Genomic DNA, 21,226 nt, shown 5'->3' on the forward strand with positions numbered 1-21,226 from the left:
GGTGGGTCAGGCATCGATCACCAGGTTCTCCAGCGGAGTGGAGCAGCACAAGAGGATCTTGTTCTGGGCCCTGTCCCTGGGACGGAGGCCGCCGTTGTCCCGCATGTCGACCGACCCCTTCTCCAGAGTGGTCACACAGGAACCGCACAGGCCCTGCCCGCACGAGGAGGGGAGCGTGATGCCCGCACGCGCGGCGGCGTCGAGCACCGGCACGCCGGCCTCGCACTCGATGGTCGTCCCACTGCGGGACAGCGCCACGGAGAACGTGGTGCTCGCGCCCGGATCGGCCGCCCCTGCCGGAGCGGCCGGGCCCGTGAAGCTCTCCTGGTGATACCGGTCCTCCGGCAGGCCGGCCGCGGAGAGCAGCCGACGGGCCGCGTCCATGTATCCCGCCGGACCGCACACGAACACCTCCCGCGCCAGGAAGTCGGGGGCGACCCGCAGGAGCACGTCGGAGGTGAGACGTCCGCGCTCCCCGGCCCACCCCGCCACCGCCCCGTCGGCCTCGCAGACGTGGATGACGCGCAGGCCCGGCGCAGTCGCCGCCAACACCTCCAGCTCACGCCGGAAGGGGATGTCCTCGGGGGTGCGTGCGCTGTGTACGAAGATCACGTCCGCCGGGGCGGCCCCGTCATGGAGCGCCCGCGTCATCGACATCAGCGGTGTCACCCCGCTGCCGGCCGACAGGAACAGATAGGCGGGTGCCGGATGCCGTGCTGTCGAGAAGTCGCCGAACGGTCCTCGGGCCCGGACCGCTCTGCCCGGCGCCAGGTGGTCGTGCAGCCAGTTCGACACCAGGCCGCCGGGGACACGTTTAACGGTGATGGCGAGCGTGCCGGGCCGCGTCGGGGGTGACGAGATCGTGTAGCAGCGGACCGCCTCCCGGCCGCCGACGTCGAAGGTGAACGTCAGGTACTGGCCCGGGTCATGAGTCCCCGGACCGGACCCCGGACCGGCCGGTTCGAAGGCGAAGGTACGCATGTCGTGGGTGACGTCCTCGAACCCGGTGCACACCAGCACGTGTTCGGGCGCACCCTCCTGGGGTCCGCCGTCCGCACCGGCATTGGACGACGCGAGGGATTCCGGGCCGGGCCGGGCCAGCATCTCGGTCAACGCTGCAACTCCTCGCTCAGGCGGGCCAGATACCAGGCGCAGAACGCCTCGACCTGGTACTCGCCGGGGGCGTACGGGCCCGGTTCGTAGGCCGGGCCACCGACACCCTGCTGGGCGCGCGCGACGAGCCGGGCGTCCTGTTCGTTCGTCGCGGTCCACACCTTGAGCAGGGTGTCCCGGTCGTAGTCCACACCCTCCTCGGCCTCCGGATGGACGAGCCACGTGGTGCGCAGGAGCGTCTTGTCCGGGGTGAGCGGCAGAACGCTGAACGTGATCGCGTGGTCGCCCACGACGTGGAACCACGCGTTGGGCTGCATGTGCAGGGACAGGTGTCCCAGGCGCGGAGTCGGCAGATCCCCGAGGCGGCGGCGGCACGCGGCCGTGCCGTCCGGGGTGAAGGACTCGCCGGCCAGGTCGAGCGCGTCGCGCTGGATGCGGAACCCGGTGGGGCGTTCCGCCAGTTCCTCGATCAGGCCGTACGGCAGGCCGAGCCCGGTGTACGTGGCGCGCATCTCGGCGTCGGCCCGCAGGTAGCGCTCGTGCGCCGGGCGCAGCCGCGCGGGGACGTCCGCCTCCGTGTAGCCGTAGGTGGGGAAGAACGTGCGGAGCAGTTCGGGGTGGCCGTCGCAGTGGTAACACTCGCGGTTGTTCTCCATCACGAGCTTCCAGTTGCCGTCCTCGACGAGCTCCGTGCGTGCCGCGACCCTGGTCCGGCGCAGGTCGTGGGGGAGGAGGTAAGGCTCGATACGGGAGGCGACCTCGTCGAAGTCCGCCGGGGGACGTTCGGCGAGGCAGATGAACACGAGCCCGCCGACACCACGCACGTGCACGGGCTTCAGGACGAAGCAGGAGCGGTCGAAGTCCGCGGCCTGGGACGGCGCGTGCAGCAGCGAGCCGTCGGTCGCGTACGTCCACTTGTGGTAGCCGCAGACGAGGTTGCCGCCCGACGCCTGTCCCGGGTCGAGGAGCCGGGCGCCGCGGTGCCGGCACACGTTGTGGAACGCCCGGAGCCCCTCGTCGTCGTCACGCAGCACGATGACGGAGTACGGGCCGAACTCCACGGTGGTGCGGTCGCCCGGCTCGGGCAGGTCGGCTTCCACGGCCACGAAGATCCACTGCCGGGCGAACACCGCCTCGATGTCGAAGTCGAAGAAGTCCCGGTCGGTGTAGAAGGGGCCGTCGAGGCTGTGGCCCGCCCTGCGTGCCGCCACCGCGTCCGAAATCCGTTCCTGTGCGGGGGAGATGATGCCTGTCCGCGTGGTCACTTCGCTCTCCTCTCGTCGCTGCGGATGGGCCGGTCGTCGCTGCGCCTCTGCCGGTCAGACGGACCGGCAGAGCCGCAGCGCGTCCAGCACCGCGGCATGGATGTTGCGGCTGGTGACGGCGTCACCGATCCGGAACAGCTGATACGTGCCCTGCGGGTTGCCGGCCGTGCGCTGCGGCCGGCCGGCGAGGAGGGCGTCGTGGTCGACCTCGCCGAGGTTGCTCGAACCGGGGAGCAGATCCCAGTACAGATCGGCGTGGGGCAGCGTGCCGTGCTCCACCACCACGTGGTCGACGGTGCGCTGCACCTCCCTCTCCGCGTACTCGCCGCGCAGCGTCGCGGACAGCCGCCCGCCTTCCGCCCGGCGTACGGACACGAGCCGGTGGGTCAGCGTGGTGCGCACGTCGTGTTCCGTGAACACCCGTAGATAGGCAGGGGAGTTCATGCTGCCGACGTCGGGGGCGAGGGTGCGCTCGGGTGTGACGTACTCGACGGCTATGCCCTGACGGGCCATCACCTCTACGGCGTCCAGTGCGGGGTAGGAGCCGTTGTCGTCGTAGACCAGCACGCTGCCGCGCGGGCGCAGGGTCCTGCCGAGGACGTCCCAGGTGTCGGCGACGAGTCCGGCGCCCTCGGTGAGGAACGACGTGTCGGGCAGGCCCCCGGTGGCGATCAGGACGATGTCGGGGTGCTCGGCGCGGACGTCGGCGGCCTCGGCGGGCGTACCGAGCCGCAGCTCGACACCGAGGGTCTTGCACTCGTCGACACGCCAGTCGACGATGCCGAGCAGATCGCGCCTGCGGGGGTTGGCGGCGGCGATGCGCAGCTGGCCGCCGGGCTGGTCGCCCGCCTCGAACAGGACGACGTCGTGCCCGCGCTCGCCCAGGACGCGGGCCGCTTCGAGGCCGGCGGGACCCCCGCCGACGACCACCGCCCGACGGCGCTCGGCCGCCCGCGCGACCGTGTGCGGCAGGGTGAGCTCGCGTCCCGTGGAAGGATTGTGGACACACTTGGCGTCCCCGGACGCGTAGATGGCGTCGAGACAGTAACTCGCGCCCACACACGGCCGGATGCGGTCCTCCGCCCCGGCGGCGACCTTGGCCACGAGGTGCGGGTCGGCCATCTGCGCCCGTGTCATCCCGACCAGATCGAGCAGCCCCTCCCGCACGGCGTGCCGGGCGGTGGCCACGTCGGCTATCCGGGCCGCGTGCATCACCGGGACGCCGAGGCGGCGCCTGACCTCCGCGGTGAAGTCGAGGAACGGCGCCGAAGGCGTGCCCATGGACGGGATCGCCCTGGCCAGGGCCGCGTCACTCTCGATCGTGCCGCGGACGGTGCTGACGAAGTCGATGCCGTCCTCGACGTACCGACGGGCCGCCGCCAGCGCGTCCTCGAAGATGAGCCCGTCCGGCCGGTCCTCGTCCAGCGACATCCGGATACCCACGACGAACCCGGGCCCCACCGCCGACCTGATCGCGCGGATCACCCGCCGGGGGAAGGCGGTCCGGTTCGCGAGACCGCCGCCGAGCGCGTCCTGCCGCCGGTTCGTCGCCGGAGACACGAACCCGTCGAGGAAATGGCCGTACGACTGGATCTCGATGCCGTCGAGACCGCCCGCCTCACATCGCGCGGCGGCGTCCGCGTAGTGCCGCACGATCCGGTCGAGGTCCCAGGGCTCGGCCTCTTTCGGGAACGCGCGGTGCGCGGGCTCCCGCAGCGGTGACGCCGCGAGCACGGGCAGCCAGTCGCCCGCGTAGTTGCTGGTGCGCCGCCCCAGATGGGTGACCTGACACATGACCGCGGCCCCGGCCTCGTGGACGTCGTCGGAAAGGCGGCGCAGCCACGGCACCACCTCGTCGCGGTAGAGCAGCAGGTTGCCGAAGGACGGCGGACTGTCGGGCGACACGACGGCCGAGCCGCCGATCATGGTCAGGCCGACCCCGCCCCTGGCCTTCTCCAAGTGATACGCGCGGTAGCGGTCCTTGGGCAGGCCGTCCTCCCCGAAAGCCGGTTCGTGCGACGTGCTGACCACCCTGTTGCGCAGGGTGAGGTCTTTGATCGTGAAGGGCTGCAGTAAGGGATCCGACGCTCGCGTAGGCATGGCGCCAGCGTGGCGCCCGTCCGGCCTCGGCACAATCAAGGGAAGTTCGACGAAATCGTGCGAACCGCCTCCACGATCAACAGCCGTCGCCCCTCTTCCCGGGACGCCCGACGCCTGCTAGCCGACCGCGGATCAAGCGATCGGGGGCAAGCAATCCGGATCAAGTAATCCAGATCACACCGCCGGGGTGTCACAGCCCGGCCGGGCGCGGCGTCCAGTGTCCGACAACCGTCGAGACCAGGAGGAAGCATGAAGGTCGTGGTGGTGGGCGCCGGCTACGCGGGGACGATCGCGGCGAACCGGCTGGCCAGGAAGGTGCCGGGAGCGGAGATCACGATGGTCAACCCGCGCCCGGAATTCGTCGAACGCGTACGGCTGCACCAGCACATCGCCGCGAGCGGCGCGGTCGCCACGCCGCTGACCCGGATGCTGGGCGACGGCATCCGGGTGCACCAGGGCACCGCGGACAAGATCGGCGACGGCACCGTCACCCTCACCGACGGCGAGAGCCTCGACTTCGACCACCTGTTCCTCGCCGTGGGCAGCACCGTCGTACCCCTGCTGGGCTCGATCCCGATCGGGACGTGGGAAGGGGCGGAACAGGCGCGTGAGGCGCTGACCCGGCTCCCCGACGGCAGTCGTGTCACCGTCGTCGGCGGCGGACTGACCGGCATCGAGACCGCGGCCGAGATCGCCGGGTCCCGCCCCGCCCTGAGCATCCGCCTCGTGGCCCAGGCGATCGCCCCGAGCCTGTCGGCGGGCGCGCGGGCCCGGGTGCGTACCGCTCTGGACCGCTTCGGCGTGGACGTCGTGACCGACACGGTCACGGAGGTGGCGGACGGGGGCGGCCCGGAGAACGGCAAGGGTGTGGTGCGTCTGAGCTCCGGAGCCGAACTCGACACGGATCTCACCCTGTGGGGAATCGCGGCGAGCGTGCCCGACCTGGCCGCGCGCAGCGGCCTGGAGGTGAACGCCGAAGGCCGCGCACTGGTCGACGAGTTCCTGCGCAGCGTGAGCGATCCCCGGATCTTCGTCATCGGTGACTGCGCCGCCGTTCCGGGCGCGCGGCTGTCCTGCGCCACCGCCATGCCGCAGGGCGCGCACGCGGCGGACACGCTCGCCCGCATCGTCAAGGGCCGTACGCCCGAGCCGTATTCGATGAGCTACGTCGGACAGGCTGTCAGCCTCGGCCGGCGCGACGGACTGCTGCAGGTCAGCCGTCGCGACGACACGGTGAGGCGACTGTACGTCTCAGGGCGCGCCGCGGCCCTGGTCAAGGAAGGTGTGTGCCGGGTCGTGAAGTACGGTGCCAGGACTGCTAATTACGCGTGGCTGCCGGGGAAGAAGTGACCGACGTACCGAAGCCGATGGATGTCTTTACGTCCCACCGGCCGCTGTTGTTCTCGATCGCCTACGAGATCCTGGGGTCGGTGGCCGACGCCGAGGACGTGCTGCAGGACAGCTATCTGCGCTGGCAGACGGTGGACGAGACGTCCGTGAAGAACCCGCGGGCCTACATCGCGCAGATCGTCACGCGCCAGTCGCTCAGCGCCCTGCGGTCGGCCGCCCGCCGCCGGGAGGAGTACGTGGGGCCATGGCTCCCCGAACCCCTCGACACCGACCCGAACCGGGCACCCGACGGCGTCACCCACCTGCTCACCGGCGAGGCCGTGACCACGGCGATGCTGCTGGTGCTCGAATCCCTGACGCCGACCGAGCGGGCCGTGTTCGTCCTGCGCGAGGTCTTCGACTTCGGCTACGCGGAGATCGCCGCCGCGGTGGGGAAGTCCGAGCCGGCGGTGCGACAGGTCAACCACCGCGCCCGGAACCACGTGCACGCGCGGCGCCAGGTGGCGGTCGCCGCGCCGAAGGAGGCACAGTCGGTCGCCGAGCGGTTCATGGTCGCGGCGGCAACCGGTGACGTCCAGTCACTCATGGACGTGCTCGCCCCCGAGGTGGTGTTCATCGGTGACGGCGGCGGCAAGGTGACGGCGGTGATGCGGCCCGTGCGCGGGGCCGACAAGGTGGGCCGCCTTGTCCGGGGCCTGCTGGAGAAGGGGGCGCGGATGGGCGAGGTCGACGTGCGCGTGGGCGTGTACAACGGGATGCCCGCGGTCATCGGCCTGCTCGACGGAGAGCTCGATCAGGTGACCTGCATCGAGGTGCGCGGCGGCCTCGTCACCGCGCTGTACTGCACGCGGAACCCGGACAAGCTCAAGGCCGTACGGATCTGAGGGTGGAGGGCACGCCGAAAGGCGTGCCCTCCACTTGCCGTTGCCACGTGCCGCTACCGTCCGCGCAGCCAGACCCGTAGCGGGCCGACCGGTTCGAAGCCGTGACGGAGGGCGCCCGCCAGGTCCTCCCCGTGCTCGTAGCCGACCACCGGCAAGGCGGGGAACAGGGAGTTGACCGCGTCCAGGACGACCGGCCAGGCCGCGTCGGGACCGCCGTCGCGCGCGAAGACGTTGGAGACGCCGACCACCTCGTCGCTCCTGCTCGCCACCGCTCCGGCAACCACGTGACCGCCGGCCGACCGTGCGGCGAGCACGAAATGCCCTGCCGCATCGAGGAGTTCGGGCCGGAACAGGTCCGCGTCGCCCTGTCCGCCGTCCCAGGCCACCGCCCACGCGCGCAGGGTTTCCGGGGTGTCGGCCACGCCCCAGTCCCAGGAAAGCTCCGGAGTGACGGCGGGCGGACCGGCGGGGCGGTGGATCCAATGGGCCTCGAACAGCACGTGGAAACCGGCCTCGGTGAGGTCGAGGTCGGCGAAGCTGTCCTTCACGGTGGCCCCGGCCGTGGCGTCGATCGCGGCGGTCACGGCCGGCGCGGCGACGCCCGGCGCGAGGGTCACGGCGTCCGGGTGGAAGAGCGGAGTGCGCGAGGGGGCGGCCCAGGCGTGAGCGCCGAACTCCCCGGCCAGGCCGTGGGATCGGCACATCGCGGCGCACCACTCGGCGTTGTTGCGCGCCGCGGCCCGGACCAGGTGCTGCTCTGTCGTCGTCACAAGGGGCGATCATGGCGCGTACGCCCGGGCCCGTCGAGCGACTTTCGTGCGTTCACCCCGTCACGTGGCCGACGCGGGGCCGGGTGGCAGATGGACCGTCATGATCAGGTGGCAGGTCTCGGTGCCTGAGCCGAGATAGGTGTGCGCGGTGTCGCCGTCGAACGTGGCGGTCTGTCCGGCGCCGACGGTGTGCTCGGTGCCGTCGACGATCAGCGTGACGCTGCCGGAGGTGACGCTGACGGTTTCGACGACGCCGGCCTGGTGGGGGTGGCTGGGGTAGTCCTCGCCCGGCTCCAGTCGCCAGCGCCAGACCTCGACGGGAGCCGGCCCGGAGGTCGTCAGCATGAGGCGCGCCTCGCTGCCCTTCTCGCCGGTCCACAGCGGTGCCACGTCGTCGGCGGTCACCACGCGGACGCGACCTTGGGGCGGGCCCTGCATCAGGGCGGACACCGAGATGCCGAGCGTGTCGGCCAGCCGGACCAGGGTCGCCAGATTGGGGTTGCCCTGGGCCCTCTCCAGGGCGACCAGAGCGCCCTTGCTGACCTGGGCGCGGCGGCTGAGCTCGTCCAGGGACAGGCCCGCGCGGGTGCGGGCCGCCCTGACGTTGTGGGCGACCGTCCGCAGGGCCGCGGCCGTCTCGGTCACGTGATCACCATCCTCGCCTCACCACTGCCGGTGGAACAGCGCCGAACGCCCACGGCACAGTCGAATGCACCGTGCGGTCGTTTGGTTGACATCTATCGGTCGGTTCACTGTACGATCCGGTCGTTCGAGTAGATAGTAAGGGATGTACGTACCGTGATCGCTCTGCTGCTGGCTCTGGGCAGCTCCCTCGCCTACGGGTGCGCCGACTTCCTCGGCGGCCTCGGCGCCCGGAAAGCCCATGTGCTGCGCACCGTGATGGTGGCCGCGCCGGCCAGTCTCGCGGTCGAGCTGCTGCTCTGGCCGTTCCTCGGGGCCTCGTTCAGTGCGGACGCCGTCGGCTGGGGTGCCGCGTCGGGAATCGCCTCGGCCGCCGCGTTCGCCCTGCTCTACCGGACCCTGGCGATCGGCCCGATGAACGTGCTCTCGCCCGTGACCGCGCTGGTGTCCGCCGCCCTGCCCGTCGGCGTCGGCCTGATGCAGGGCGAGCACCTGGCCCTCGCCGGAATCGTGGGTCTGCCGCTCGCGCTGGTCGCGGTGGTGCTGGTCAGCGCCGGACATGGCGCGGGCTCGGCGCGCCCGTCCCGTACGGCGCTGCTCCTGGCCTTCGGCGCGGGCGCCGCGATCGCGCTGCAGCTGGTCTTTCTGCACCAGGCGCCGTCCGACAGCGGTGTCGCCCCGCTGATCATCGGGCGGGCCGTCTCCTCCGCCGTCACCCTGGCCGCGGCGGGACTCATGCGCCGCAGGCTCGGCACCGAGCGCCCCGCCTACGCGATGTCGGCCGGCGCCGGGGCCCTGGACTCCGTGGCGAACCTGATGTTCCTGCTCGCCGCCCGCAGCGGGGACCTCACCGTCGTCGCGGTGATCACCGCCCTCTACCCGGCCGGCACCGTCCTCCTCGCCCGCAGCGTGCTGGCCGAACGCATCCACCGCAGCCAGCTCGTGGGCCTCGGCACCGCCGCCGTCGCCGTAGGCCTCCTCGCCCTGACCTGACGACCTGAGCATCCCGGGGCCCCTGGAAGTCCTGACCCCCACCACTCGCCCGTACGTCCGCACGTCCGAAGGAAACGGAACCTCGCTCATGACCGCCTTCCGCCTCGCCCCCGCCGTCGCCGACGCCTTCCCCGACACGCTCATCGCCCTGGTCACCGCCAAGGGACTGCGCGGCCGTGAGGCCTGGCCCGACACCGCCGCGGCAGTGGCGGACCTGGAGCAGCAACTCGCCCTCGGCGCCTGGCAGCCCGCGGACGAGCACGACCCCCGCATCGAGGCCTGGCACACCGCCTACCGCTCCTTCGGCACGAACCCGCGCCGCGTCCGCCCCAGCGTCGACGCGCTCGGCCGCCGCCTCGCGAAGAAGGGCGCCCTGCCCCGCATCAATCCGGCCGTCGACACCTACAACACCGTCTCCGTGCGCCACGGCCTTCCGGCCGGCGCCTTCGACCTCGACCAGGTGTCCGGCGACGTCGAGATCCGGTACGCGGACGGCACCGAGTCCTTCACACCGCTCGGCGAACCCGACACCGTGGAGACCCCCAAGCCCGGCGAGGTCGTCTACGCCGACGCCGCCGGAGTCCTGACCCGTCACTGGAACCATCGCGACGCCCACCGCACCCGGGTCGGCGAGGACTCCACCCATGTCGTCTTCATCCTCGAAACCCTCCACGAGACCCGTGACGGCCACCTCCTCAAGACCGCGGCGGAGGAACTGCGGGGCTTGCTGATGCCGCACGCCGAACAGACCGCCGTGCACCAACTCGGCCCGGCGCAGCCCCGGATCACCGTCTGAGGCCGCGCAGCCGAAGCCAGCAAGGGGACTTACTCCTGGACGCCCGGCAGAGGCGGCCTGCGGTGGGACCACGGCGCCGCTTCCTCGTAGGCCGCACAGGCGTCAAGCAGCAGGTCGTCGGCGAGATGGCGGCCGATGAGGTGGAGTCCGACGGGGCGCCCGTCCGCGGTCCAGCCGGCCGGCACGTTCGCGGCGGGGAGGCCGGCGAGGTTGGCGAGGGGCGTGAACGACGTCCAGTGGTCGGCGCCGACCATGCGGCCGTCGATGACCTCGGGCCCGTGGAACCCGACCGGGAAGGCGGCGGAGGACGTGGTCGGGGTGACGATCAGGTCGTAGTCGGCCAGCAGGCGGGCGAGCCGGTTGACGACCCGCTTGCGCATGATGTTCGCGTCGGTCAGCTGCTCCGCGGTCCACGGGGTGCGGACGAATTCGAGCAGGCGCGGTGACATCTCGTCGCCGTACCGGTCGGCGAGGGCGCGCAGGCCCGTGAGGTCGGTGTCCGCGGCGATGATCGCGCCGAACGTGTCCTCGAAGTGGGGGAGTCGGAGGTCCGGCTGCTCCACCTTGGCGCCCAGGTCGCGCTCGAGGACGGACACGGCGGCGTCCGTGACGCGGCGTACCTCGGGATCGACGGCGATGCGTCCCAGGTCGGGGCTGTAGGCGACGCGGAGTTCGGAGACCGGGCGGCGGCGCGTCCAGTCGACATCGCCACCGGGGACGGAGTGCCGGTCGCGCGGGTCGGGCCCGGCGAGCACGGACAGGGCGAGGGCCGCGTCGGCGACGGTGCGGGACAGCGGGCCGATGTGCTCGATCGACTCCCAGCCGGAGACGCCGGGGTAGCGGTCGTCGCGGCAGCCCGGGTAGACCGGCACGCGCCCCATCGACGCCTTGAAGCCGAACAGGCCGCACAGCGCCGCGGGGATGCGGATCGAGCCGCCCCCGTCGCTGCCGAGGGCGAGCGGGCCGAGCCCGGCGGCGACCGCGGCCGCGGAACCGGCACTGGAACCGCCCGGCGTGAGGCCGGTGTTCCAGGGGTTGCGGGTCGTGGGGAAGAGCGGGTTCTGGCCCACCGGGCCGAAGCCGAACTCGGAGGCGTTGGTCTTGCCGAGCACCACCGCGCCCGCGGCGACGGCACGCTCGACGACGATGTCGTCCTCGTCGGGCACGAAGTCGCGGTAGGCGGGGGAACCGGAGGTCGTGCGGATGCCCTGGGTGGAGATCAGGTCCTTGATCCCCATCGGAACTCCGGCGAGCGGGCCGGGATCTCGTCCGGCGGCCACGTCGTCGGCCACGCGGCGGGCCTGGGCGCGAGCCTGTTCGGGGACGACGGTGCAGAAGGCGTGCAGGTGCGGGTCGACGGCCTCGATGCGCGCCAGGACCGCGTCGGTCACCTCGACGGGGGAGAGTTCACCGGCACGCACTCCGGCGGCCGTCTCGGTGGCGGTCAGGGCGCAGATCTCGTCGCGTTCCGCGGCGTTCACGTCGTTACTCCTTCTGAAGGGGGCGAGTTGGTGCAGGAGAGGCGCCGCACCGGCCCGTCGTACGGGCGGGTGCGGCGCCGGCGCTACCGGGACGGCGGCCGCGCTTCGGGTGCTACGCGGACAGCGCGGGGTCGGGCCGTCCGGCGGTGGGCCGGCGCCGCATGACCGTCTCGGCGGCCGCGTACACCACAGCCGCCGTGATCATGCCGATCACCGGGTCCACGAGCTCGGGCAGCGTGTAGTGCGCGAGGCCCGCCGCGGCGGCTCCGGCCGCCCAGGACGCGAGCGCGGTGACGCGGAACGCCCCGGCGGGGCGGTCGCCCGTACGGGCCTTCAGCAGACGGTCGGTGATCAGCACCGCGCCGATCGGCGGGACGAACACGCCCAGCAGGTTGAGCCAGTTGAGGAAGTAGCCCCACACGCCGCTCAGGGCGAAGGCCACGCCGACCGTTCCGAGGATGACGGTGAGGGAGCGCATCCGGAGCGGGGTGAGGGCCGACCAGCCGACGGCACCGTTGTAGAGACAGTGGGAGGCCACGGAGCCCAGGTTGACGAAGACGAAGATGATCGCGATGCCGGTGAGCAGGGTGCTGTGGCCGGTGAGCAGATTGAGGAAGCCGCCGCCGTCCTTGGCGGGGTTGGCCGTGGCGCCCACGGCCACGATCAGGCCGCCGGCCCCGTTGGCGAGGAAGTTGGCGAAGGGGAAGGCGGTGAGCGTGGCGAGGACCGCGGAACGGCCGTCCTTGGACCAGCGGGTGAAGTCGGCCGTCATGGTGCCCGAGTCGGCGAATCCGGCGATGATGATGGCGACGGCGCCGCCGAAGCCGAGGGCGGTGCCCGCACCCTGGTATCCGATGGTGTCGCCCAGGGTGGTGTGCGCGTCCAGGCCGTAGGCCAGTGCCACCACGGTCAGTACGAGGAACAGGGGCGTGGCGATCATCCCGATGAGGGAGAGCGCGCGGATCCCGGCCATGGTCAGGAGCGTGTACAGGACGCCGCCGACGGCCGCGCCGCCCAGGGCCGACCAGCCGAGGGAGCCACTGAGGGTGGTGCCGGTGAGGCCGACCTGGAAGGAGAACCAGCCGATGACGACGGTGGCGAGCAGTCCGGCGGGCAGGTTGCGGCCGCGGCTGCCGAAGGTGTCGGCGGTCAGGAGGGCGAAGTTCTTGCCGGTGCTGCCCGCGTGGTGGCTGAGCGCACCCACGTAGCAGAAGAGCACCAGGTTGCCGACCAGGATGGCGAGGGAGCCCTTGGCCAGGCCGAGGTTGTAGACGATGACTCCGCCGAAGACCGCGCTGCCCAGGTTCATCGGGAAGCCGAACCAGGTGGCTGCCACGGACATCAGGCTGCGCCGGGCCGACGCGGGGACGGGTTCGTGCTCGTACTCCTCCGCGTGGGAGGAGTGGTGGGGGTTGCTTCCTTCGGGCTTTGCGGGTGCTGCGGGGCGGTGCGCTGTGGTCATGACGCCTCCGTGCTGGCAAATGGAACCTGAGGACATGGGGGGGAGCGTGCACGCGTGCGGGACCGGTCCGAGCAGGGCGGATGGCTGTGCACCGGCCGGATGCACTGTGCCCTTGACGTCGCCGTTCCGCGCTATGGCATACCAAATACTGTGGGTGCGTCAGGCCGCCGTCAAGAGTTTGGTATACCGTAATGAGTTCTTTACGGAGAGGGGTTCGCCGCGGATTAGGGTGCTTTGCCCCGGGTACTCGGCAGCCATGATCACAGCGCAGACTGGAATGTACGAGCTGGCCTCGGCCAACACGCTCCTGTCGGCGATCGGCGCCTTCGCCGGCGGAATGGTGATCGCCGGAGCGCTGATCTGGATAGTGCGCGGCGGCATCAGGGTGCGACGGGAAGAGCTGCCGACGCCCAGCCCGGAGGAGCAGCCCAGACTCCCCGACACCGGTCCCGTCCGTGAGGAACGGGAGATGCGCGACCCGGACGAGATGCCGGTAGCCACGAACGAGAGCGAACGGATGTACCCGTACGAGCTCCATCACTCGGGAAGCAAACGCAGTGAGAACCAGGAGCCACGGCACTGGCGTCCCGGCTCGAGCGGCGGCTTCGGCAGCGGCGGACCGGGCAGGACATAGAAGGGGAGGCGCCGTTCGGCGCGCAGGTCTCACGTGGGGTGTCGAAGCGGTGCCGCGGGGAACCCGGAGGCGGCACGGCAGGTCATCAGCAGCGGAGGAAGGAGGCGGTGAGCCGCCCGAGCAGATACGCCGACTTCGGGGATCGGAGGCGGGTCGGCCCGCTCCTCGGCCGTTTCGTGGCGGCACGGTACACGTGGGGAGGACACCAGTCACGTGGTGACCACACCTGGAGGAGAGGCATGGTGGCAACCCGACTCGACGAGTCCCAGATCGAACAGCGAATGTCCGGCGCAGACATGGCGGACTGGCACCGGACGGGCGACGTCCTGCGCCGCAGCATCGAGGTGTACGACTTCTCCACGGCCGTCAACGTCGTCCACGACATCGTCTACCACGTCAAGACGCTCGACCGGCACCCCGAAGTCCACATCCGGGGCAACCAGGTGAGCTTCGTCATCCGCTCCGACGGCGGTCTCACGGACACGGACCTGGAACTGGCCCACCGCATCGAGAGGGCGGCGGGCTCACACGTACGGGGCTACGCGTAGGCGTCGCTGGAGAATGGGACGCGAGGCGAGGGCCGGTGCGCCGCCGGCCCTCACCGCTCGCCACAACGGGCGGCAATCTGTGAGATTCGGGTAAGAACGGTCCGCGCCCCTCGAGTTCCCGTGTAGTGCCTACGTATATTCCGCATGCGTGCGCGCAGGGACCTCGACGGTCGGCGATCGAGGCCCCTGCGCGCACGCGTCGTGTACTACCCAACCCGGCTACCCGGCGGTAAGGTGCGGGCCCCGTCCGCACTATGGGGGAGTGGCATGGGTTCCGTCACGAGATTCGATCGCGCCGCCGAGCACGAGAGGACCCGCGCCGCGCTGGGCGCCGTCGTCCCGCGACTGGTCCGGCTGCTGCGCGAAGTACCCGACCAGGACGCGGCCTCGGGCGTCCCGGTGTGGTCCGTGGGCGACGTCGGAGCGCACCTCGCGGCCGTGTATCTCGCGTACTGCTCAGCAGTCTCCCTCGAGGAGGCTGTCGACTGGGACAGTGTCCTGCCGCCGGGCGACGGGCCGCTCGCCGAGCGCCTCAGGGCTGTGAACGCCGAGTCCATCCGTCTGTTCGGCGGTCAGGAGCGCGCCCGGCTCGGTGACTTCCTCACCGAGCGGGCCGAGGCGTACCTGCGGGCCACCGAGGGCGTCGCGCCGGACACCCCGGTGGCCGCGCCCTGGTACGGGCCGGGGCGGACGATCCCGCTGGCGGCCGCGACCGGCCTCATGCTCAGCGAGAGTCTGGTGCACGGCCTGGACATCGCGCGCGGCGCCGGACTTCCCTGGGCGATCGGCCCGGACGAGGCACGCCTGGTCATCGGGCAGTCGATGCCGACGATGATGCCCCTCGCCCTCGACACGGAGAAGGCGCGGGGCGTCAGCGTCGCGTTCGACCTCGCGGTCAGGGGCGGTCCACGGCTCGCGGTCGTCGTCGACGACGGGACGATGACCGTGACCCGCGACGCCCCGCCGCGCGCCTACGACTGCAGGATCATGGTGGACCCGACCGCGTTCCTGTTGGTCGCCTTCCGGCGCACACCGATGTGGAAGCCGATCGCCCGGGGCCGGATGAGGGCCGGAGGGCGCCGGCCGTGGCTCGCCACACGGCTCGGCGCACTCATGGCCACACCCTGATCACTCAGGACGCGGGGGCTCCGGGACGCTCTCGGCCTCAGCTGAAGACCACGGTCCGGTTGCCGTGCAGCAGGATCCGGCCCTGGCAGTGCCAGTTGACGGCGCGGGCCAGTGCCAGGCGTTCGGCGTCGCGGCCGACGGTGACGAGGCGTTCGGGTCCCGCGCGGTGGTCGACGCGGATGATCTCCTGCTCGATGATCGGACCCTCGTCCAGGTCGGCGGTGACGTAGTGGGCGGTCGCGCCGACCAGCTTCACCCCGCGCCGGTGGGCCTGGTGGTACGGCTTGGCTCCGGCGAAGCTCGGCAGGAAGGAGTGGTGGATGTTGATGGCCCGCCCCTCCAACTGCTTGCACAGGTCGTCGGAGAGCACCTGCATGTAGCGGGCGAGGACCACGAGGTCGATGCGGTGTTCCTCGACCAGGTCCAGAAGCAGGGCCTCCGCCTCCGGCTTGGTCGCGGCCGTGACCGGGACGTGCTGGAACGGCACGCCCTCGGCCGCCGCCAGCGGCTCCAGGTCGGGATGGTTGGAGACCACCAGGACGATCTCGGCGTCCAGGGCGTCGCTGCGCCACCGGTAGAGCAGGTCCGCGAGGCAGTGGTCGAACTTCGACACCATCACCAGGACGCGCGGCTTGACCGCCGCGTCCCTGAGCTGCCACTCCATCCCGAAGCCGGCGGCCACGGGGGCGAATTCGTCCCGCAGGCCGTCGAGGGTGACCCCGTCGGTGGGGGCGCTGAAACTGGTGCGCAGGAAGACGCTGCCGTGCTCGGTGTCGTCGAACTGCTGGTGTTCCGTGATGTCGCAGCCGTGCCCGAGGAGGAAGGACGTCACGGCATGGAGGATGCCGGGGCGTTCGGGGCAGCTGAGGGTGAGGACGAACTCGCTGTTCATGCAGGGCCCTTCAGCACTCGACGACGTTGAGAGCGAGACCGCCGCGGGCGGTCTCCTTGTACTTGTCCTTCATGTCGGCCCCGGTCTCGCGCATGGTCTTGATCGCCTTGTCGAGCGAGACATGGTGGGTGCCGTCACCGTGCAGCGCCATGCGCGCCGCGGTGATCGCCTTGAGGGAGGCGACCGCGTTGCGTTCGATGCAGGGGATCTGGACCAGACCGCCGACCGGGTCGCAGGTGAGGCCGAGGTTGTGCTCGATGCCGATCTCGGCGGCGTTCTCCACCTGTTCCGGGGTTCCGCCCAGGATCTCGGCCAGGCCCGCCGCGGCCATCGAGCACGCGGAACCGACCTCGCCCTGGCAGCCGACCTCGGCGCCCGAGATCGAGGCGTTCTCCTTGAACAGCACGCCGATCGCGGCCGCGGTCAGCAGGAAGCGGACGATGCCGTCCGGGCTCGCGCCCCGCACGAAACGGTCGTAGTAGTGCAGGACCGCGGGGACGATGCCGGCCGCCCCGTTCGTCGGGGCGGTCGCCACCCGCCCGCCCGCCGCGTTCTCCTCGTTGACCGCAAGGGCGTACAGCGTCACCCACTCCATGGCGTGCAGGGAGTCGGTCTCGGCCTCGGCGTCCGCCGTCAGGAGCTTGCGGTGCAGGGCGGCCGCCCTGCGGCGCACCTTCAGGCCGCCCGGCAGCACCCCGTCGATTCCGCACCCCTTGCGTACGCACTCCTGCATCACCGACCAGATGTGCAGGAGGCCGGCGCGCACGTCGTCCTCACTGCGCCAGGCCAGCTCGTTCGCCATCATGATCGAGCTGATCGGCAGTCCGGTGGCCCGGGTGTGGGCCAGCAACTCGGCGCCGGTGGTGAACGGATAGCGCACCGGTGTGCTGTCCGGGACGATCTGCGGACCGCCGGCCTCCGTCTCGTCCAGCACGAAGCCGCCGCCCACGGAGTAGTACGTCCGCGACGCCAGACGGCGCCCGTCGTCGGCCGTGGCCTCGAAGGTCATCGCGTTGGAGTGGAAGTCGAGGCGCTTGTTGCGGTGCAGCACCACATCGTCGTCGAGGTGGAACGCGATCGTGTGCTTGCCGAGGAGTCGCAGGGACCGCGTCGCCTCCACGCGGTCCATCGTCGGCTGCGCGACGGCGGGGTCGACGAGTTCGGGTGTCTCGCCCTCGAGTCCCAGGACTACGGCCTTCACACTGCCGTGTCCGTGCCCGGTGGCGCCCAGCGAGCCGAACAGCTCGACGTGGACGTGGCTCGTCTCCGCCAGCAGACCGTCCTGCTCCAGGGCGTACGCGAAGGTGTGCGCCGCCCGCATCGGGCCCACCGTGTGGGAACTGGAGGGCCCGATGCCGACCTTGAACATGTCGAAGACGCTGATGGTCATGCGGTGCTTCCCCGGTACTCGGTGCACGCGTCGACGAGCCAGGTCGCCAGGTAGGTCGCGAACGAGGAGCGGACCAGCAGCCAGACGGCGGACGCCGCCTCCTCGCGTACGACGAGGGTGACGGGGGCCTGCGCCAGGACCGTCGTGAGGCACGAACCCACGGGCGTCACGCGCGGATCGAGGTCGATGGCACACCCCTGGGCGAGCACGTCGCGGACGAGGTCCCCGGACAGGGACAGCGTGGTGCGCTGCGCGGACACGTCGGTGACGGTGGCGAACTCGTCACCGATCGCGGCCCGCAACTTCCCTGCCAGGTCGTCCTGCTGGCCCTCGGGAGCTACCAGCAGCCATTCGTCCGGGCCCATCCACAGCGCCTTGACGTCCCCCGCCATCTCGCTGCCCGAGGGACCCGGCAGCGTGATGCCGAGCGTCGCCTCGACGGCGGCGGCCGCGGGGCTGCCGGGCCGCACCCGCAGCGTGAGCTGGGTCAGGAAGGGCAGTTCCGTCGCCCGCAGGCCGGCGGGCAGCTGCGCGAGTTCGTCCCGCCAGGCGGCGAGCGGGCTGAAGCGAGTGGGCGTCTCAACCGTCACGGCGAGCTCCCTCCTTGTCGAAGAGCACGGGTTCGGTCACGGTCACGGCGACGGTCTGTCCGTCCAGTGGCACGTAGAGGGTTTCGCCGATGCGCTGCGTTCCCGAGCGCACCAGGGCCAGGGCGAACGTCCGTTGCAGGGCGTCGCTGCGGTAGCTGGAGGTGACATGACCCAGCATCGGAACGGGCGGCGCCGGAATGTCGCTGGTGGCGATGATCTGGGCGCCTTCCGGAAGGAGCGTCCGCTCGTCGGCAGGCAGCAGGCCCACCAGCTGCTTGCGGTCACCCCGCTGGTTCTCCTCGCGGGCGAAGGACCGCTTGCCCACGAAATCCGGCTTCTTCTTCGACACGACCCACGACATGCCCAGGTCCTGCGGCGTCACGGTGCCGTCGGTGTCCTGCCCGATGATCGGGTACGCCTTCTCGGCGCGCAGCACGTGCATGGTCTCGGTGCCGTACGGGGTGATGCCGAAGCTGTCGCCCGCCGCAATCAGGGCCTTCCACACGGTGATGGCGTCCCACGCGGGCACGTTGACCTCGTAGGCGAGTTCACCGGAGAAGCTGATGCGGCACACCCGCGCGGGGATGCCGGCGACGGGTGTGTCCCGCCACGACATGAACGGGAACGCCTCGTTGTCGACGTCGAGTTCGGGAGCCACCAGGGCCAGCACGTCCCGGGAGCGGGGGCCGACCAGGGGGATGGTCGCCCAGTGCTCGGTGACGGAGGTGAGATGGACGCGCAGGTCGGGCCACTCCGTCTGGAGCCACTCCTCCATCCATTCGAGGATCCTGGCCGCGTTGCCGGTGGTCGTCGTGAGCAGGTACTCCTGCTCGGCCACCCGGATCACCGTGCCGTCGTCGATGGCCATGCCGTCGACGCCGCACATGACGCCGTAGCGGACCCGGCCCACCTTGAGGGTGCTCATCATGTTCGTGTAGAGCCGGTCCAGGAGCACGCCGGCGTCCGGGCCCTGCACGTTGATCTTGCCGAGTGTGGAGCCGTCCATCAGCGCGACGCCGGTGCGGGCCGCCCGGCACTCGCGCAGCACGGCCTCGTCCATGGTCTCGCCCGCCCGCGGGTAGTACCAGGGTCGCTTCCACTGGCCGACGTCCTCGAACAGCGCGCCGTGCTCGACATGCCAGGGGTGCAGCGAGGTCACGCGGACCGGGTCGAACAGCTCCCCGCGGTTGCGGCCCGCGAAGGCGGCGAAGGGCACAGGCACGGCGGGCGGACGCAGGCGCATGGTTCCCATGTCGGCGACGTCCACGCCGAGTGCCTCGGCGATGATGCCCGAGGTCATCACGCCGGACGTGCGGCCCTGGTCGTGCGCGGTGCCGATCGTGGTGTACCGCTTGACGTGCTCCACCGATCGAAGACCGGCCCCGGTGGCCCGCAGCACGTCGGAGACCAGTGCATCTCGCTGCAGGTCGACGAACTGGTGGGAGCCGTCGGCGCCGTCCCGCGGACTCGGCACCCGCCACAGCACCCGGCCGGGTGCCGCGTCCGGAAGGGGGTCGGTGGCCGGAAGGGCGACGGGCCCGCCGGTCCTGCCGAGGGCGGACAGGGCCCGCGCGGCGGCGTCGGCGCCGTCGGCCAGACAGCCGGCCAGGGTGAAGTTCCCGCCGGCCGCTCCGGCCGTGCGGACGCAGGCCAGGGCCTGCGCCGGCACGAACGCCCCGATCGCGGCGTCGTAGCGCAGGGCGCCGCGGGCCTGGCTGAACAGCGCGACGGCCGGGTTCCAGCCGCCGGAGACGAGCAGCAGGTCGCAGTCGATGCCCTGCCGTTCGCCCGGACGTCCCTGGCCGAAGGCGGCGACGTGGGCGCGCGAGACACGCTCGATGCCACTGGTCCCGGTGACGACATGGCCTGCGCGCACGTCGATGCCCCGCTCGTCGCACGCGGCGCGCCAGTGTGCCGGCACCTCCTCGCGGGCGTCGACCACGGCGGCGATCCGCACGCCGGCGTCGGCCAGTTCGAGCGCGGCCGGGTAGGCGCTGTCGTTCGTGGTGAAGACGACGGCCCGCCGTCCGGGCAGTACGCCGAAGCGGTTCAGGTAGGTGCGCGCCGAGCCGGCCAGCATGATGCCGGGCCGGTCGTTGTCGTCGAACGCGACCGGCCGCTCGTAGGCGCCGGTCGCGAAGACGACCTGCTGGGCGCGGATGCGCCAGATCCGCTGGCGCGAGACGTGCTCCGGAGCTGCGGCGCCGAGGTGGTCCGTGCGCTTCTCCAGGGCCAGGACGAGCCCGTCGTCGTAGTGGCCGAAGGCGGTGGTGCGCCGGAGCACCCGCACGTCGGGCAAGGTGTCGAGCTCGGCCACGACGTCGCTGACCCACGCGGCCGAGGGGGCGCCGTCGAGACGTTCCTGGCTGCCCAGCAACGACCCGCCGGGGAGCGGGAGTTCGTCGACGAGGATCACCCGGGCCCCGGAGCGGGCCGCCGTCAGCGTCGCGGCGAGCCCGGCGGGTCCTGCGCCGACGACCAGGACGTCGCAGTGGGCGTGCACGGTGTCGTAGCGGGCGGAGTCCGGCTCGCTGCTCAGGCGGCCCTGCCCGGAGAGCCCCCGCGCCACGAGACCCTCGTACAGCTCGACGGTCGTGGACGTGAGCATGGGCTCGGGGAAGGGCGCCTCGATCTGGACGAGCGCGTTGGGCTCTTCGACGCCGGCCGTGAGAATCCCGCGCGGCCTGCGGTACTTGATGCTGTCGGCCACGTGGTGCACGCCGCTCGCGAGCAGGGCCGAGGCGAGGGTGTCGCCGCGGTGCCCGGTGTAGGCGGTGCCGTCGAACGTGAACGAGAGGGTGATGTCGCGGTCGACGTGGCCGTGGCCGTCGGCACGGAAGGGGGCGTTCATCGGCTGGCCTCCTGACCCTTCCGCTGCGGCGCGGCGGGTGCGGTGCTCGTGGTGGAAGGGGGTGTGGCGCCGGTGTACACCGCGAGGAACTCGTGGGTGACGGTGTCACGCAGGGCGTTGAACCAGCGGCGGCAGCCGGCCGAGTGCACCCAGCGCTCGGCGAAGGGGCCCTTGGGGTTGTCGCGGAAGAACACGTACTGGGCCCACTGCTCGTCGTCGAGCGCGTACGGGTCCTCGGGGTAGGCGATGTGCGCCTGGCCGCCGTAGTGGAATTCCGTTTCCTCGCGCTGACCGCACCAGGGGCAGGCTATGAGCTGCATGTCGATCTCCTTGCCGT

At 71.5% G+C, this 21,226-nt stretch carries 17 protein-coding genes and 1 pseudogene; 7 read left to right on the top strand and 11 right to left on the bottom strand.

Annotation, left to right across the window (positions count from 1 at the left end; all coding sequences use genetic code 11):
- Positions 1–6 precede the first annotated feature (6 nt).
- From EOT10_RS06860 to EOT10_RS06870, 3 genes are read right to left on the bottom strand one after another with little or no spacing between them, the layout of a single operon-like run.
- Positions 7–1,104 (bottom strand): FAD-binding oxidoreductase, encoded by a 1,098-nt coding sequence (locus tag EOT10_RS06860; RefSeq protein ID WP_127827354.1) that lies wholly within the window; start codon positions 1,102–1,104, stop codon positions 7–9.
- Positions 1,105–1,109: 5 nt separating this feature from the next.
- Entirely contained in the window at positions 1,110–2,378 is a 1,269-nt protein-coding gene (locus tag EOT10_RS06865) for an aromatic ring-hydroxylating oxygenase subunit alpha (RefSeq protein ID WP_223280843.1), read from the bottom strand.
- A gap of 54 nt (positions 2,379–2,432) precedes the next feature.
- Complete coding sequence (locus EOT10_RS06870; protein ID WP_127827138.1) at positions 2,433–4,478, bottom strand: NADH:flavin oxidoreductase; 2,046 nt, start codon at positions 4,476–4,478, stop codon at positions 2,433–2,435.
- A 249-nt stretch (positions 4,479–4,727) separates the two neighbouring features.
- Between EOT10_RS06870 and EOT10_RS06875 the strand changes: the two genes are divergently transcribed.
- Together EOT10_RS06875 and EOT10_RS06880 are read left to right on the top strand one after the other, a co-directional pair.
- Positions 4,728–5,828 (top strand): NAD(P)/FAD-dependent oxidoreductase, encoded by a 1,101-nt coding sequence (locus EOT10_RS06875; protein ID WP_127827139.1) that lies wholly within the window; start codon positions 4,728–4,730, stop codon positions 5,826–5,828.
- Positions 5,825–6,712: an RNA polymerase sigma-70 factor gene (locus tag EOT10_RS06880; protein ID WP_223280844.1), complete on the top strand. Its 888-nt coding sequence runs from the start codon at positions 5,825–5,827 to the stop codon at positions 6,710–6,712. Before EOT10_RS06875 ends, EOT10_RS06880 begins: the two co-directional genes overlap by 4 nt.
- A 53-nt stretch (positions 6,713–6,765) precedes the next feature.
- Here the strand turns inward: EOT10_RS06880 and EOT10_RS06885 are convergent, their stop codons facing one another.
- Positions 6,766–7,482, bottom strand: coding sequence for a hypothetical protein (locus EOT10_RS06885; RefSeq protein ID WP_127827140.1), 717 nt, complete (start codon positions 7,480–7,482; stop codon positions 6,766–6,768).
- Positions 7,483–7,542: 60 nt separating this feature from the next.
- Positions 7,543–8,127: a helix-turn-helix domain-containing protein gene (locus EOT10_RS06890; protein WP_127827141.1), complete on the bottom strand. Its 585-nt coding sequence runs from the start codon at positions 8,125–8,127 to the stop codon at positions 7,543–7,545.
- 153 nt (positions 8,128–8,280) lie between these two features.
- Between EOT10_RS06890 and EOT10_RS06895 the strand changes: the two genes are divergently transcribed.
- Together EOT10_RS06895 and EOT10_RS06900 are read left to right on the top strand one after the other, a co-directional pair.
- The gene (locus tag EOT10_RS06895; RefSeq protein WP_127827142.1) at positions 8,281–9,117 is read left to right on the top strand and encodes a DMT family transporter; all 837 of its coding nucleotides are present in this window, start codon (positions 8,281–8,283) and stop codon (positions 9,115–9,117) included.
- 88 nt (positions 9,118–9,205) lie between these two features.
- The gene (locus EOT10_RS06900; RefSeq protein WP_127827143.1) at positions 9,206–9,913 is read left to right on the top strand and encodes a B3/B4 domain-containing protein; all 708 of its coding nucleotides are present in this window, start codon (positions 9,206–9,208) and stop codon (positions 9,911–9,913) included.
- Between the two features lie 29 nt (positions 9,914–9,942).
- Here the strand turns inward: EOT10_RS06900 and EOT10_RS06905 are convergent, their stop codons facing one another.
- Complete coding sequence (locus EOT10_RS06905; protein WP_223280845.1) at positions 9,943–11,394, bottom strand: amidase; 1,452 nt, start codon at positions 11,392–11,394, stop codon at positions 9,943–9,945.
- A 112-nt stretch (positions 11,395–11,506) separates the two neighbouring features.
- Entirely contained in the window at positions 11,507–12,856 is a 1,350-nt protein-coding gene (locus EOT10_RS06910; protein ID WP_127827144.1) for a purine-cytosine permease family protein, read from the bottom strand.
- Positions 12,857–13,112: 256 nt separating this feature from the next.
- On the opposite strand from EOT10_RS06910, the gene EOT10_RS06915 reads away from it, so the two are divergent.
- The 3 genes from EOT10_RS06915 to EOT10_RS06925 all read left to right on the top strand — a co-directional run bounded on the left by EOT10_RS06915 (position 13,113) and on the right by EOT10_RS06925 (position 15,166).
- Positions 13,113–13,490, top strand: a complete 378-nt coding sequence (locus EOT10_RS06915) for a DUF6479 family protein (RefSeq protein WP_189491283.1) — start codon at positions 13,113–13,115, stop codon at positions 13,488–13,490.
- Between the two features lie 239 nt (positions 13,491–13,729).
- Positions 13,730–14,038, top strand: coding sequence for a 4a-hydroxytetrahydrobiopterin dehydratase (locus tag EOT10_RS06920; protein ID WP_127827145.1), 309 nt, complete (start codon positions 13,730–13,732; stop codon positions 14,036–14,038).
- Positions 14,039–14,305: 267 nt separating this feature from the next.
- Positions 14,306–15,166, top strand: a complete 861-nt coding sequence (locus EOT10_RS06925; protein ID WP_127827146.1) for a maleylpyruvate isomerase N-terminal domain-containing protein — start codon at positions 14,306–14,308, stop codon at positions 15,164–15,166.
- Between the two features lie 37 nt (positions 15,167–15,203).
- Here EOT10_RS06925 and purU read toward each other — a convergent pair whose 3' ends face one another.
- From purU to EOT10_RS06945, 4 genes and pseudogenes are all read right to left on the bottom strand, one after another.
- Entirely contained in the window at positions 15,204–16,058 is an 855-nt protein-coding gene (gene purU, locus EOT10_RS06930; RefSeq protein ID WP_127827147.1) for a formyltetrahydrofolate deformylase, read from the bottom strand.
- Between the two features lie 10 nt (positions 16,059–16,068).
- A complete protein-coding gene (locus EOT10_RS06935; protein ID WP_127827148.1) occupies positions 16,069–17,448 on the bottom strand; it encodes an L-serine ammonia-lyase in 1,380 nt (459 codons plus the stop codon).
- Positions 17,445–18,038, bottom strand: coding sequence for a sarcosine oxidase subunit gamma (locus EOT10_RS06940; RefSeq protein ID WP_127827149.1), 594 nt, complete (start codon positions 18,036–18,038; stop codon positions 17,445–17,447). The genes EOT10_RS06935 and EOT10_RS06940 overlap by 4 nt, the downstream gene beginning before the upstream one ends.
- Positions 18,028–21,209: pseudogene (locus EOT10_RS06945) on the bottom strand (sarcosine oxidase subunit delta family protein). Before EOT10_RS06945 ends, EOT10_RS06940 begins: the two are co-directional and overlap by 11 nt.
- Between the last annotated feature and the right edge of the window lie 17 nt (positions 21,210–21,226).

The organism is Streptomyces antnestii (assembly GCF_004005495.1).
In the GTDB taxonomy this organism is placed as follows: domain Bacteria; phylum Actinomycetota; class Actinomycetes; order Streptomycetales; family Streptomycetaceae; genus Streptomyces; species Streptomyces antnestii.